General features: G+C 43.7%; 2 protein-coding genes. Both read left to right on the top strand.

What is annotated here, in order from left to right:
• Nucleotides 1-579 precede the first annotated feature (579 nt).
• On the top strand, nt 580-6,795 hold the full coding sequence (locus tag DACSA_RS11045) for a DVUA0089 family protein (RefSeq protein WP_015229832.1): 6,216 nt from the start codon (nt 580-582) through the stop codon (nt 6,793-6,795).
• Nucleotides 6,796-6,852: 57 nt separating this feature from the next.
• A complete protein-coding gene (locus tag DACSA_RS22140; protein ID WP_015229833.1) occupies nt 6,853-16,926 on the top strand; it encodes a pre-peptidase C-terminal domain-containing protein in 10,074 nt (3,357 codons plus the stop codon).
• Nucleotides 16,927-16,942 lie beyond the last annotated feature (16 nt).

Consider the following 16,942-nt stretch of genomic DNA (forward strand, 5'->3'; position numbering starts at 1 on the left):
AAATTCATCACGAAATCATAGGCATTTGAGTCGTGAAAATTGAAGAAAACACAGACCATCCCGTGGGATTTTTGTTTTAACAATCATACCTGAAAAGGCGTAATCTCGTCAATATTTTGGCAATTCAAAAAACGGTTAAGAAGTGTTAAGAGCGCGATCCGATAGAAAGTCCTAATCATTTAAGTTGTATTTGATTACTTTTACTTATACCAGATTGACAAAAATGGCATTATTAACGTCACATCAAATCCGAAAAATCAACCATGATTTTGAAGCTAGCCACTACAGTTAGCAATTTTATGAGTAGTGCGAGCATCTTGCTCGCTATTCCCATTAATCAAACGGATTTGATATTAGGACGTTTCGATCGAATCTTTTTCTGAAAAACCACATTCCCCAATGGTGGAAGGTTGGCGGTTGAAAGTCATAACTTGATGATAGAAATCACTTTTTTATCATTAATAAATTAGGAAAAAAAGAGAAGATAGCCTGAGTTTCATTGACTTTCAATCCAAGTTGAATTAAGCTGTACCTATCGTTTGTGTCCGACTACTTTAGACTTACTATCAACCTAGAAAAATGGTAGATCAATCACTTCTCCCTTTCCTCTCCCCTGAAGATCAGTTACTGGCAGAAATCCGTCTCGAAACCAGTCAGATTTTAACGGAATTTGCTCAAGATGCTCACTTTATTTCTCGATTAGAAACTGTGTTTGGGCAGAACTTAGAAAAAGATTTAGTAACAGGTTTACAAGAGACTCTCCTTAATGGGGAGTTTTTAAGTGCGATCGAAATTGAAGTGTTGCCAAGTTTAGATTTAAACGGAGCTTTGGGAGCTTATGCGGCGGCAATCAATCAGATTTATTTATCTCAGGAATTGATTTCATCCTCTCCCCAAAAAGCGATTACAATCCTTTTAGAAGAGGTAGGACATAGTATTGATACGGCAATAAATACCACTGACACTCGCGGTGATGAGGGAGCAATCTTTGCGCTAGAAGTGTTAGGAAATCAGTTAACGCCACAGGAAATCGATCGTTATCAAGAAGAAGACGATCGAGCGACAATTACCGTCAATGGCGAAAGATTAAAAATTGAACAAGCAAGTTTTACAGTTACTAACACCGATGATAGGGGTAACGGTTCATTAAGAGATGCGATTAATCAAGCGAATAATACTTCTGGACTAGATAGCATTACATTCGATGTTAGTCTCACAGGAGAAACAATTTCCCTCGAAAGTGGACAACTGGAAATTACAGATGACCTTAATTTAGAGGGAGAAGAAATCACCATCACCGCATCAAAAAACAGTCGGATTTTTCTCCTCGATGATGGCAATGAAAATAACAACATTGATGTTAGTATTGATGGCTTGACTCTGATCGATGGCGTTGCGGAAAATGGGGGAGCAATTCTCAATCGAGAAAATTTAGTTTTGCGTAATAGTGAGTTAAGGGGTAATACGGCTACATCTGATGGCGGTGGTATCCTCAACAGTAATGGTAATCTCAGCATCGATCGCAGCACCCTCGCGGAGAATACGGCAAATCTCGGCGGCGCAATTGATGATGATGGTAGCGGCGATCGCGAGTTTAATCTGACAAATAGCACGATTTCTGGTAACGAAGCATCAGGAAATGTTGGTGGAGTAGATAACTCAGCAAATTTAAGAATAACAAACAGCACCATTTCAGGAAATACCTCTGAAGGTGATGCAGGTGGGGTAAAAAATTCAGGGACACTGACAGTTAATAACAGCACTTTTTTCAAGAATTTAGCCTTTAACCGAGGAGGAGGGGTGTTCAATTATGGTCAGTTTAATCTCACAAATAGCATCATTGCTAAGAGTGTGGGTGGTGATATTAATAACCGAGGAGTGGTCAATCTTCAGGGAGTCAACTTGATCGAAGATGATAGCGAAGATGGTAGCGAAGAAGAAGACCTCAATTTATCCCCCTTACAAGATAATGGTGGCGCGACTTTCACTCATCTACCGCTCGAAAACAGTCCTGCGATCGATGCAGGAGATAACAGTACAATTCCAGAAAACCTGACCTTTGATCAACGAGGAGAAGGATTCGATCGAGTCATTGAAACCATTGATTTAGGTGCGGTAGAAGTCCAACCAGAAGGATCGCCTCCTAGCATTGATGATCAAAGTTTTGATGATATTAAGGAAAATAGTCCTCTCGATACGTACGTCGGAAAGATTGTCGCCAATGACCCAGAAGAAGACGAGATTACATTTCGCACCGAAGATGATTTGGATTTAGATGGCGATGGGAATCCCAGTTTTCGTGTCGATGAAAACACTGGAGAAATCAGAGTCGGTGACAGTGGAGAATTGGATTTTGAAACGCGAGAAAGCATTACCTTTGATGTCATTGTTAGTGATGGAGGACGAGAAAACACAGCAACGATTACTGTTAATCTCAAGGATGAAAAAGAATCCGATTTAGAACCCAACGATACTTTAGACAATGCGATCGAAACAGAATTAAGTTCAGAAACTCCAGGTAATAAGACATATAATCTTGCCATTGGTGACGGAGGGTTACAAGAAAAAGACGTTGATTTATTCGCCATGCAAGTGAATGCGGGAGACATTCTTAGCGCCAATGTAAATGCAGGAGGTTCTTCCCTTGACGGTTATATTACTGTTTTTGACAGTGTTGGTAGTGAAATTGTTTTTGATTTCGATAATCCACTGGTTAAACTGAATGTTCCTGGCACAGATACTTATTATGTGGGAGTGAGTAGTCTTAAAAATCGCGATTATAGTCCCCTCAATACCGCTTCTCGTGCAGGAGGCAGCACAGGAGACTATAGTATCGCTCTCAGTGTGACACCAGAATCATCAAAAATAAGTGAACCCAACGATACAATCGGACAAGCGACTCCAATTGATCAAGAAGACTTTACTGCTAACAGCTTTATTGGAGATAACCGCACCCTGGATAACCGCAACTTGGATGTTGATTTGTATCAACTCACGCTCAGTCAAGGGGAAACGGCAACCATTGACATCGACACGAAAGAAACTCCTTTTGATACGGCGGTTCGCATTTTTAAGGACAATGGACAAGAACTTGTATTTAATAACAGTGGTCAAGCACCAGGAGAAAATGTGTCCTCCGTTGATCCTTATGTCGAGTTTACTGCGGCGGCGAGTGGTCGGTATTTTGTCGGGGTGAGTAGCGCGATTAACAAGAACTATCGAGGGTTTCAATCAGAAAGTGGAGAAAGGGCTGGTGGACAAGGTGCTTACGAGATTACAATTAATCAACCCCAACCCGAAGCAATTACACCAGAAGACCCCACGAATGATACCTTAGAAAGTGCGATCGGGCTAGAAGTGGGAACAAGCGTAGAAGGAACGATCGGCGATCGATCAGACTTTATCACCGTGCCTGGTTTGGATGTTGATCTCTACAGAGTTGCCTTAGATAGCAATCAAGAAATTAATATTGAACTGAATCGTCAATCCACACTTGATCCAGTCTTACGTTTATTTGATGCTAACGGAAAAGCGATCGGGTTTAATGATGATATTGAAAACAGTAATGATGCGTTTCTAAACTTTAATGCACCGCAAGCTGGAGATTACATCATCGGAGTCAGTGGGTTTGGGAATGAAAGTTATGACCCCACTCAGTCTGGGAGTGGCGCACCATTTGCCAGTTCTGGGAGTTATGAATTAAACGTGACAGAAGTCATTCCTGCTGAAATTGTTGCTGGTGCGGAAGAAGAAAATGATACCTTTGAAAATGCGACAGTGACAGACTTGAATCCCAATGATTTAGGTAGCTTTAAACAGAGTAACGCGATCGGGAATAACGTTAATTTAGACGCAGCTGGTTTCGATGTGGATTTATTTAGAGTAGAGTTAGATCAAACAACTCGTCTCACCGCCGCGATCGATACGAGAAACATCGACTCAGATTTAAATTCCCTTCTCCATGTCTTTAACAGTGACGGTGATTCTGTTGCCTTTAACGACGATAAAAACAGCGATCGTACCGACGCTTTCCTTGAGTTTATCCCTCCCAGTAGCGGCACTTATTACGTGGGAGTCAGTGGTTTAGGAAACGAAGCCTATAATCCCCTTAATGCTGGAAGTGGTAATTTTGCTGGTAGTACAGGAGACTATGACATCGAAATTAGTCTCACCGAAGCGATTTCGGAAGAAACTCCCAGCAATGACACTTTAGAAAACTCGATCGAAGTGGATTTAGAAAGTAACCTCTTTAGTCGTGACGGATTCATCGGTGACAACACCAACACAACAGGAGATGTTGATCTTTATCAGGTGAATCTCCAAGCAACGGATCAGATTACCATCAACGCCGATGCAACCACTTTCAACTCAGACTTAGATGGATTTCTCCGCTTGTTCGACAGTAACGGACAAGAAATCGTCGCTGATGACGACTCTGGAAACTTCTCTGATCCAGAATTGAGTTTTACCGCATCAGAAGACGACACCTATTATATTGGACTTAGTGCCTTCGCCAACCGCGACTACGATCCCCTCACCGAAACCGATCGAATCGCTGGCACAACAGGAGAATACTCAATCCGTATCGAACGCACCACCGCAATTGTTGAAAACCAAGCATTACAGACAGAAATTCGTCCCACCGTTAATAACGATACAGGATTCATCAATACCGATAATGATGCGACCATAGACGTTTTAGCAAATGATCTCGCTAACGATGCCAATGGTGTTTTAGAAATTACCGACTTTGACACCACCACCGAAAAAGGAGGAACAGTCGAATTAGATGACAGTCAATCCCGTTTAGTTTATACCCGTAACCCAGATTTTACAGGAGTTGACCGTTTTACTTACACCGCAAGTAATGAAAGCGGTGGCAGCGCCCAAGGTACAGTAGAAGTGACAGTGAATCGTCCGGCTGGACAGCCAACCGTAGAAGTGGGTTTAAATATTCGTCCAGTGTCGGGTAAAGAAGAACAATTAGACAATGGGTTACAAATTGGAGACGAGTTTTTGTTGGATGTGGAGTTTTTCGATTTAATCACTGAAAATAATCCTTCCAATGCCGTTACTTCTGGTTATGCTGATTTGTTGTTTGATCCGAACGTTTTACAAGTAGTAGAAGACGACAACACAGTTGATGGGGAAGATGGGGTCGTCGATGGCATTGTTCGTAATCCAGACTACATTACGGGACGCACAGGAACTGTGCGTAACTTTGACGGTATAGTGGAAGAAGTAGGAGGGGGAGCAGTGGTTTTCGGGGAAGAAAGTTTTCCTGAAGAGAATCGTGTTTTTAGTCTTCATTTACAAGCAGTGGGGGGAGGAAATACAGGCGTTTTAGCCAGTCGCGCGGGTGAAGCTACCCTCTCAACAGTGACCATTTTGAGTGAATTAGCAGATCAACGCCATAAAACCAATTTTGCTGAAATTAATGTGGGTGAAGGTGAGGGAGGTTTAAATGCTTTTCCTCCCTTGACGAATGAGACTCAACCCCTTGCTTTACCAGCGCAAGGAATGGCGGCGGTAGAAACGGCTATTGCTGCGATGGAAATAGAGGTATTATTTCAAAATGATTCTGGAGAATCGATCGAAGAAGTGACAGTGGGAGAAGAGTTTGATATTGTTCTCTCCGCTCGTGATTTACGTCTCGATAATGAGGAATTAGAAGGGAAATTTGGCGTTTTTAGTGCCTTTGCTGATGTTATTTATGACACAGTATTGATTGATGTTCAAGAAGCCAGTAATTTGGGGACATTTGAATCACCAGTGCTTGATCTCAATGATGGGATTGCAGAAGGATCAGGGTTAGTGGATGAATTAGGGGGAACTAATGTTGATTTGACTCCCGTTGATGAGACTCAGGAGTTTGCCGTTTTACGCGCCACAGCAACCGCACCAGGAGACTTAAAAATAGAAACGGAAGCACCCGATCGTCTCACTTCTCAAAATACCCTATTTGGCATCGATCGAGCAGTTAATGACGGAACAATCTATGGAGAAAATCAACTCACCATTACCAGTGATGAAACCCCAAGCGGCAATGCTGACTTAGTGATTACAGAATTTGACGCAGTAACTGATCATGTTTTACAAGGAAAGACAGACATCAATCTCACCATCGAAAATCAAGGAGAAGGAGATGCGTCAGGGTTTCAAGTGGAAGTGTTGTATTACGAAGCCGATGATTTAGAGGAATTAAATACAGCTACACCAACCGTAGTGGAAACCCTTGCTTTCAGTGCTTTAGAAGCAGACACACCAGTCACAGAAACCGAAGCCATCACTCTTCCTTTAGAGAAACTAATCGCAGAAGCCTTAGCGGATGATCCCTCCGTCTTTGGTGAAGATGTGCCGCCAAATGGTTTTCCCTCAAATAATGTTGATTTTCTCGGAGTGCGAATTGTTAACAGTGATTCCACCAATGAAAGTGAAGCCGCTTTTGGAAATAATGGTTTAGAAGCAGCAGAAAAAGGAGTCAATGTTGATGATATTGCCTTTTTCCCCTGGGATATTTTAAGTAACAATAGAGAGGGAGTTGAACCGAATCAAGAAGATGAATTAATCGCCGATGGTGTAGTGACAAATGCTGATAGTAATGCTGTTTTTCGGAATATTGGTCGTTTAATTGATAATGAAGAAGCACTTGTGGAAGACCCTAACAATGGTTTAGATTTAACTCGTTTAGATTTAGACTTGGATGGGGCGATTTCTCCTGTGGATGCGGTGCGTGTGGCAAATCGCATCGGCTATGAAATCAACCCGACAGTTTTTGAGGATGCTGTCGGTTAGGAATTTAATTATCAATATTTCTTAGTAAAATCAAATTACATTTGGAGAGCAACTGAAATGGCAACAATTAACGGGTCTGAAAACAACGATCGGCTAAACGGAACACCAGAAGACGACCTCATTGTTGGCGGGGCTGGCAATGATGAACTTTCTGGCGGTGCAGGAGATGATACATTTCAATTTGGGGAAGTTAGGCAGTTTGGATTAGATGTGATCGCTCCTTCTAATCTCACCGAACCAGGATCAGACACTATACGTTTTTTGGAAGATATCACCCCAGAACAAACTCGCTTAATCCGTTCCCCCAGAAACAGCGATCGATTAACGATTAAAGTAGAAGACATCGTTTCAGGGTCAGTGGTAGAACTAGGTCGAATCACCATTAACAATCAATACTCGCCCCTAACCAATGAAGTGTTACCGCAAGTAGAAACCCTTGTGTTTGCAAGCGATGGGAGCGCAGTTGACTTAACACAGGGATTAACCATTACAGGTAATGCTAATAGCATAGAATACTTAGGCACACAAGGAGATGACACCTTAAAAGGATTAGCTGGGGATGATACCTTAAGAGGATTTGCAGGCAGCGATCGCCTAGAAGGAGGAGAAAACAATGATGACCTCTTTGGTGGTGAAGGCAATGACACCTTAATTGGGGGTAAAGGAGATGATGACCTCTTTGGCGGTAAGGGCAATGATACCTTTCTCTTTGATGTCAGTGCTGGGGAATTTGGCACTGATCGCATTGTAGATGATGATGATTTCAGGGCCCGTTTAGAACCGGGAACCGATGAAATTCGGATTCAAGGCGAGATTAGTGAAGCCGATCTTCGTTTCTTCCGAGGAGAAAATTGGAATCAGTTAAATATCTTTGTGGGAGAGTTCGGACAAATAAGCATTGACAATCAGTATTCCTCCCTGACAGAAGAACCATTGCCTCAAGTGGAAAACCTAGTGTTAGAAAACGCTGGCAAAACGATTGATCTGACAGCAGGACTCAACTTTACAGGAACCGAAGAGGGCGACAGTATGTCAGGAACCCCCTCTGATGACACCTTAAGCGGGTTAGCTGGTTCTGATACTCTCTCGGGTTTAGGAGGAAACGATCGCCTAGAAGGCGCAGAAGGAAGCGACACCCTGAGAGGGGGTGAAGGTAATGACACCCTCATTGGCGGTCTAGGAGATGATGACCTCTTTGGCGGTGCAGGAGATGACACCTTTGTCTTTGATGTCAGTGCTGGGGGATTTGGCTTTGATGAAATTGCTCGGTCTGGCAGTTTAGAACCGGGAACCGATGAAATTCTCATTCAAGGCGAAATTAGTGAATCCGATCTTCGTTTCTTCCGAGAGGAGAATAGCAATCAGTTAAATATCTTTGTGGGAGAGTTCGGACAAATAAGAATTGAAAATCAGTATTCCTCCCTGACAGAAGAACCATTGCCTCAAGTCGAAAACTTGGTGTTAGAAAATGCAGAAACGACCATTGACCTGACCGGCGGACTAACCTTTGTTGGGAATGAAAATCGTAACAATATGTCAGGAAGTCCCTCTGATGATACCTTAAGTGGGTTAGCTGGTTCTGAGACTCTCTCGGGTTTAGGAGGAAATGATCGCCTAGAAGGCTCAGAAGGAAGCGACGCCCTGAGAGGAGGCAAAGGCAATGATACCTTAATTGGGGGTAAAGGAGATGATGACCTTTTTGGCGGTGAAGGAGATGACACATTTGTCTTTGATGTCAGTGCTGGGGAATTTGGCTTGGATGAAATTGCTCGGTCTGGCAGTTTAGAACCGGGAACCGATGAAATTCTCATTCAAGGCGAGATTAGTGAATCCGATCTTCGTTTCTTCCGAGGGGAGAATAGTAATCAGTTAAATATCTTTGTGGGAGAGTTCGGACAAATAGAAATCGAAAATCAGTATTCGTCACTGACAGGAGAGCCATTCCCTCAAGTGGAAAAATTGGTTTTGGAGAACGCAGAAACCACCATTGACCTGACAGCAGGACTCAACTTTACGGGAACCGAAGAGGGCGAAAGTATGTCAGGAAGCCCCTCTGATGACACCTTAAGTGGGTTAGCTGGTTCTGATACTCTCTCGGGTTTAGGAGGAAATGATCGCCTAGAAGGCGCAGAAGGCAGCGACACCCTGAGAGGGGGTAAAGGCAACGATATCCTGATTGGTGCAGAAGGAGATGATGATCTCTTTGGCGGTGAGGGAGATGATACCTTTGAGTTCGCCATTGGTAATTTTGGCGGTTTCGGGTTTAACGAAATTAGTCGTGATGGCGCTTTGGAAGCGGGCAACGATACCATTCGACTGTTAGCAGATGTGAATCCCGCAGAAACGCGATTTTTCCGTGATGGTAGCAGTTTAAAGATTTTTGTGGAACGTGTGGTTATTGGAGAAACTGTAATATTTGGTCAGATCAAAATTGAGAACCAATACTCAAATTTTACTGATCAAACTTTACCCCAAGTTGAAACCCTAGTGTTTGAAGCTGATGACACCAACGTTGATCTCACAGGCGGGTTAACTTTTACAGGGGATAATAATAGTAATGGTATCGAAGGAACCGCTAATGGAGACGTATTGGAAGGGTTATTGGGCAATGATGAACTCTTTGGTTTGGCTGGTGATGATGTTTTAATCGGCGGTCCTGGAGATGATGATCTTTATGGTGGATCAGGTAGCGATATCTTTTCAGGAACCCTAGGTCAATTAGATGGAAGCCAGATTTTTGACTTAGAAGAGGCCGATCAAATTCGATTTGAAGGGGCAAGTTTTACCCAAGACAATCTCTCCCGAGAAAACTTCTCAGAGTCAGTGCGCTTAACTATTGATGCAGACAACGATGGAGTTATTGATACCACCATTGATTTGGAAAGTGAGTTTGCAGATGATGATCAGTTGCAAGTGGGAACTGATGAAGCTGGAAACACGATTATTCAGCTTAATCGAAGTCAACAACCAGCCCCCCCACAAAATCTGACGCTTACTGGTGATGAAAGTAATAATACTCTGATTGGAGAAGGGGGAAATGATATTATTGTGGGCGGCGCTGGAAATGATCGACTCTTTGGCGGCGCAGGGGATGATCGCTTTGAATTTGCTGTGGGAGACACTGGCTTTGGATCAAATGTCATCGCTGATGACAATGCTTTAGAACCCGGTTCAGACACAATTCGTTTTCGAGAAGATATCACCCCAGAACAAACTCACCTAATTCGCAGCAATAATGACTTACTCATTATAGTAGAAACAGTCGTTTCAGGGTCAGTGATAGAACTGGGCCGGATTACTATTGAAAATCAATACTCCCCTGTAACCAATGAGGTGTTGCCACAAGTAGAAACTCTTTTGTTTGCAAGCGATGTTGATGCAACAGTTGATTTAACACAAGGATTGACTATTACAGGCAATGCCACTAGTGGGGAGATTCCTGGAACATTGGGAAATGATTCGATAGAAGGGCTAGCTGGGAGTGATACCTTAAGAGGATTTGCAGGAAACGATCGCTTAGAAGCTGGAGAAGGTAATGATACCTTAAGAGGCGGTCAAGGCAATGACACCTTAATTGGGGGTAAAGGAGATGATGACCTCTTTGGCGGTGAAGGCAATGACACCTTTCTCTTTGATGTCAGTGCTGGGGGATTTGGCTTTGATGAAATTGCTCGTTCTGGCAGTTTAGAACCGAGAACCGATGAAATTCGGATTCAAGGCGAGATTAGTGAAGCCGATCTTCGTTTCTTCCGAGGAGAAAATTGGAATCAGTTAAATATCTTTGTGGGAGAGTTCGGACAAATTGAAATCGAAAATCAGTATTCCTCCCTGACAGGAGAACCATTGCCTCAAGTCGAAAACCTGGTGTTAGAAAACGCAGAAACGACCATTGACCTGACAGCAGGACTCAACTTTACAGGAACTGAAGAGGGCGACAGTATGTCAGGAACCCCCTCTGATGACACCTTAAGTGGGTTAGCTGGTTCTGATACTCTTTCGGGTTTAGGAGGAAACGATCGCCTAGAAGGCGCAGAAGGAAGCGACACCCTGAGAGGGGGTGAAGGTAATGACACCCTCATTGGCGGTCTAGGAGATGATGACCTCTTTGGCGGTGCAGGAGATGACACCTTTGTCTTTGATGTCAGTGCTGGGGGATTTGGCTTTGATGAAATTGCTCGTTCTGGCAGTTTAGAACCTGGAACCGATGAAATTCGGATTCAAGGAGACATTAGTGAAGCCGATCTTCGTTTCTTCCGAGGGGAGAATAGCAATCAGTTAAATATCTTTGTGGGAGAGTTCGGACAAATTGAAATCGAAAATCAGTATTCGTCACTGACAGGAGAGCCATTCCCTCAAGTGGAAAACTTGGTTTTGGAGAACGCAGAAACCACCATTGACCTAACAGCAGGACTCAACTTTACGGGAACCGAAGATGGCAACAGTATGTCAGGAAGTCCCTCTGATGACACCTTAAGCGGATTAGCTGGTTCTGATACTCTTTCGGGTTTAGGAGGAAACGATCGCCTAGAAGGCGCAGAAGGAAGCGACACCCTGAGAGGGGGTGAAGGTAATGACACCCTCTTTGGTGGTCTAGGAGATGATGACCTCTTTGGCGGTGCAGGAGATGACACATTTGTCTTTGATGTCAGTGCTGGGGAATTTGGCTTTGATGAAATTGCTCGTTCTGGCAGTTTAGAACCGGGAACCGATGAAATTATCATTCAAGGGGAGATTAGTGAAAACGATCTTCGTTTCTTCCGACAGGAGAATAGTAATCAGTTAAATATCTTGGTGGGAGAGTTCGGACAAATAAGAATTGAAAATCAGTATTCCTCCCTGACAGAAGAACCATTGCCTCAAGTGGAAAACCTGGTGTTAGAAAACGCAGAAACGACCATTGACCTGACAGCAGGACTCAACTTTACAGGAACCGAAGAGGGCGAAAGTATGTCAGGAAGCCCCTCTGATGACACCTTAAGTGGGTTAGCTGGTTCTGATACTCTTTCGGGTTTAGGAGGAAATGACCGCCTAGAAGGCGCAGAAGGCAGCGACACCCTGAGAGGGGGGGAAGGCAACGATACCCTGATTGGTGCAGAAGGAGATGATGACCTCTTTGGCGGTGAGGGAGATGATACCTTTGAGTTCGCCGTTGGTGATGCTGGTGGTTTCGGCTTTGATGAAATTGGTCGTGATGGCGCGTTGGAAGCAGGGAACGATACCATTCGACTGTTAGCAGATGTGAATCCCGCAGAAACGCGATTTTTCCGTGATGGTAGCAGTTTAAAGATTTTTGTGGAAACCTTAACGGGGGGAGAAACTATTCCACTGGGTCAGATTAATATTTATAATCAATACTCGAATCTTACCAATGAGCCTTTACCCCAAGTAGAAACCTTAGTGTTTGAAGCTGATGACACAACTATTGACCTAACAGACGGATTAACCTTTACTGGGGATGATAATGGCAATAATATCGAAGGAACCGCTAATGGAGACAGATTAGAGGGATTATTTGGTGATGATGCTCTCTTTGGTTTCGGCGGTGATGATGTTTTAGTTGGCGGTCCGGGAAGTAATGATCTTCGCGGCGGCGCTGGTAACGACATCTTTTTAGGGACATTGGGTCAACTTGATGGCGATCAAATTTTTGATTTTGAAATTGGGGATCAAATCCGTTTTCAGAATACCAACTTTACCCAATCCAGCCTGTCCCGAGAAGACTTTGAGAATTCAGTGCGTTTAACCATTGATGCTGATAATGATCAAGTCATTGATACAACAATTGATTTAGAAGGTCAGTTTACAGACACGGATCGCTTTGAAGTGCAAACGGATGAAGAAGGCAATACCAATATCTTACTGGTCGATCGCAGCAATGCTACGCCCGCAGTAGAAAATCCAGTAGATGATATTACTCTCGAACAAGGCGACACCCCCGGTGCGATTAATCTGTTTGATGTCTTTGAAGACAAAGAAGAAGAAGACGCTGCTCTCACCTATCGGGTAGCAAACACTAACCCCAGCTTGGTAGAAACTAATTTTAATCCAGAAACTGGGGAATTAACCTTGATTCTCTCATCGGGAGTCGGTAGCAGTGACCTGATTCTGGAAGCAAGTGATAGTCGTGGGTTTACCGGAAGTGAACGTTTTACCCTCACCAAAGCAGGGTCGGAACAAGAACCGAATGACATCATTTCGCAAGCAACGAACATCGGTGCATCTCTAGCCGATGCTGGGGAATTTGCTACTTCTGGTTTCATTGGGGATAATACAGCACTCGATAATCCCAGACTCGATACTGATCTGTATCAAGTGGGTCTGAATTCTGGAGAGAGTATTCAAATTGATGTTGATACGAATGCGGAAGTCCCTCTAGATACAATTATTCGGGTATTTAACACCAGTGGTCGGGAATTAGGCTTTAACGACGATCGCGCAGTGGCAGGAGAATCATCTTCTGATGATCCTTCCCTGACATTTACAGCCCCAAACAGTGGAAACTTTTACATTGGAATTAGTAATGCAGCTAATGACCGATACAGTCCCTTCTTTGCTGAAAGTGGTCTTGGCGGTGGTGTTACAGGAACCTATCAGTTAACAGTTACTCAAAACCAACAACCGCAACCAGTACAGGAAAATGCAGAGTCTCCTGTTAATGATACGTTAGACAACGCAACCAGTCTGGAATTAGGGGAAGCCGCGATCGCGCAAACAGGAGAAATTGGAGATAATCCTGATTTTATCACCGTTCCTGGGTTAGATGTGGATTTATACCAAGTGGAACTAGCCGAAGCCCAAACCGTCTCCTTCTCGATTACTCGTGCTTCTGTGGATGCCCTACTGCGAGTATTTGATAGCAATGGTGCAGAAATCGCCTTTAACGATGACTTGGGCGACCAAGAATCCTTCATCGAATTTGAAGCCCCCACAGCAGGAACTTACTACATCGGAGTCAGTGGATTTGGTAACAGAAACTACGATCCCAATACGGCAGGAAGCGGTAACAATCCCTTTGCTGACACAGGAAGCTATACCCTGAATGTTACCCCAGAAATGGAACAAGAGGTCACTGAACCAGGTCCTGGGGAAGTGGACGATACCCTCGAAAAAGCTACCATTGTTGAGTCAGATTCTCTCACCGCCACTCGTTCAATTGGTGATAATCCCGACTTATCAGAAGTTGGTTTAGATGTGGATTTATACCAAGTAGAACTTGATTCTACTTCCCGATTACGTGCCGCCATTAACACCACTAACCTTGACTCTGAATTTGATTCTTTGCTTCGTATTTTTGATGAAGATGGAAATGAGGTGGCTATCAACGATGATGCGCCCTCATTCGCTTCCCAAACTGGGGAAGGAACGGTGAGAGATTCCTTCCTGACTTTTACTCCCATTGTTGCTGGTAAATACTATGTGGGAGTCAGTGGGTTCGGAAACGAAAGTTATAATCCTAATCAGGCTGAAAGTGGTGCTGTTGGTGGTAGCACGGGAGATTATGAGTTACAACTGACGGTGACAGAAGCTGTTCCCGAAGAAGCCCCCACCAATGACACCACAGACACCGCTATTAACGTGGAACTCACGAATAATCAATTTAGCAGTGATGGTTTTATTGGGGATAACTTTAGCAATGGTGGCGATGTTGATCTTTATCAAGTTGTATTAGAAGCCGAGGAAACCCTGACCATTGATGTGGATGCGGCGATTCTGGGTTCGGAATTAGACGGTTTTCTCCGAATTTTCAATAGCGCAGGAGAAGAAATTACTGTAGATGATGATTCTGGCGACTTTACTGATCCTCAATTAAGTTTCACAGCCCCCACAAATGATACTTATACCGTTGGGCTGAGTGCATTTGCGAATCGTAACTACAAACCGATTACAGGAGAAGATGCCAGTGGAGGAACAACAGGGGAATATGAAATTAGTTTTACCGTAGAAACGCCAATTCCGGCGGCAGAAGCACCAGTTCAGGAAATTCGTCCCACTGCGAATGATAATACTGGCTTTACAAACTCCAATAACACCATTACCATTGATGTTCTTAATAATGACACGGCAAATGATGATCAAGGATTTTTAGAAATTACTGACTTCCCAGAGACAACCGAAAAAGGAGGAACAGTTACCCTTGATGATCAATCTCGCATTGTTTACACTCCCGATCCAGATTTTGGGGGTGTGGATGAGTTCACTTACACGATCGCCAATGAAAGTGGCGGTTTTGATGAAGGAACGGTAAAAGTAACGGTAAACCGACCACCAGAAGGGGCAAGCGTACAGGTTGATTTGGAAGTTTTGCCAGTACCAGGTTTAGAAGCGCAATTGGATAACGGGCTACAAATCGGAGATGAGTTTCTAGTTAATGTTCGTTTCTTCGATCAATTGAGTGATAATAATCCGACTGATGCAGTGGTCGCTGGGTATGCTGATCTCCTTTTTGATCCTGCAGTTCTACAAGTGGTAGAAGATAACAGTGACGTTGACGGAGAGGATGGGCGACTTGATGGCGTTGTTCGTAATGCGGAGTATAACGTCTTCCGTAAAGGAACTGTGGATAATCCTCAAGGTTTAGTGAATGAGGTGGGAGGAACGGCGTTGGTGTTGTCCCCAGATAGTCTGCCTAATGATAATGGGATTTTTAGTTTACATCTCAAAGCAGTGGGTGGTGGCAATACTGCGATTTTGGCGAGTCGGGCTGCCGATGAGAATAGTTCCACAGTTAATATCATTGGCGCTTTAGCAGATCAACGGAATCAAACCAACTTTGGAGAAATTGATCTCGCAGCAGCGGTGTCAGATAATAATGAAGTTCCTAGTGCTTTTGCCCCGAATTTTAATTTGGCAAGTCCTAACAATGCTGTGATTGAAGAAGACGTGACCGCTATACAGGGGGCGATCGATGCTATGGAAATTAATGTCAATTTCCGAGACACAGATGGAAATGTCTTAGATAATGTGGAGGTAGGACAAGAGTTTGAAATTGTTCTTTCTGCCCGTGATTTGCGCTTAAATGGAGGAGAGTTAGGAAATAAATTAGGGGTGTTTAGTGCCTTTGCTGATGTGCTGTACGATACACTTCTGATCGATGTCGAAACGGCAGATTTAACTGATCCTTTCCGTTCACCAGTGATTAATATCGAGGATGCAATTAATGACGGAGAGGGAATAGTCAATGACTTAGGAGGGACTAATTTTGACCTCACTCCCGTCACCGAAACTCAAGAGTTTGCTGTGTTACAAGCGACAGCTAAAAGTGCTGGTGAATTAACCATTCGCACCAATACTGGTGATGATCCGACGGCGATTAATACCTTATTCGGGGTAGATGGTAACTTGAACAGTGGCACAATTTATGGAGAAAATACTCTCACGATTACAGGGGAACAGCCAGAAGCTAATGCTGATTTGGTGGTAACTGGGTTTGACGCGGTTACTGATCATGTTTTAGGCGGAGAAACTGAGGTCAACGTGACAGTGGAAAATCAAGGGGAGGGAAGTGCCTCTGGTTTCCAGTTAGAAGTCCTCTATTATCAAGCTGATAATCCTGATGAATTAGCTACTGAAACACCGACAGTTCTCAAAACCTTAGCGTTGGATGAGTTGCTTGCAGGAGAAAGCACAGAAGCAACAGAAAATATTTCCTTGCCATTGGACATTCTGTTAGAGGAAGCGTTAGCAGATGACCCCTCTGTTTTTGGAGAGGAAGAAACCGCTTTTACTTCTAATAATATTGATTATCTAGGGGTTCGGATTGTCGATAATCTGTTTAGCAATGAAAATGAGGAGGCGTTTAGCAATAATGGTGTAACAGGAACGAAAGGTGTTGATGTCGATGATATTGCTTATTTTCCTTGGGATATAGCAAATAATCAAGTTGATGGTTTGATTCAAGGGGGAGACGATGAACTCAATACTGATGGAGAAGTTACCCCAACCGACGCAACGATTCTCTTTAACAATATTGGTCAAACCATCACTGATGAAACGACAGAAACCAGCGAAGGTCTGGATTTAACTCGTTTAGATTTAGACTTGGATGGGGCGATTTCTCCTGTGGATGCGGTGCGTGTGGCAAATCGCATCGGCTATGAAATCAACCCGACAGTTTTCGAGGATGCTGTATAAAACTTCGATCGGTTCT

The organism is Dactylococcopsis salina PCC 8305 (assembly GCF_000317615.1).
Lineage (GTDB): Bacteria > Cyanobacteriota > Cyanobacteriia > Cyanobacteriales > Rubidibacteraceae > Halothece > Halothece salina.

What these genes read in the sequence shown, in the direction of transcription:
- DACSA_RS11045 (WP_015229832.1), top strand. Translation starts at nt 580, where the DNA reads ATGGTAGATCAATCACTTCTCCCTTTCCTCTCCCCTGAAGATCAGTTA.
- DACSA_RS22140 (WP_015229833.1), top strand. Translation starts at nt 6,853, where the DNA reads ATGGCAACAATTAACGGGTCTGAAAACAACGATCGGCTAAACGGAACA.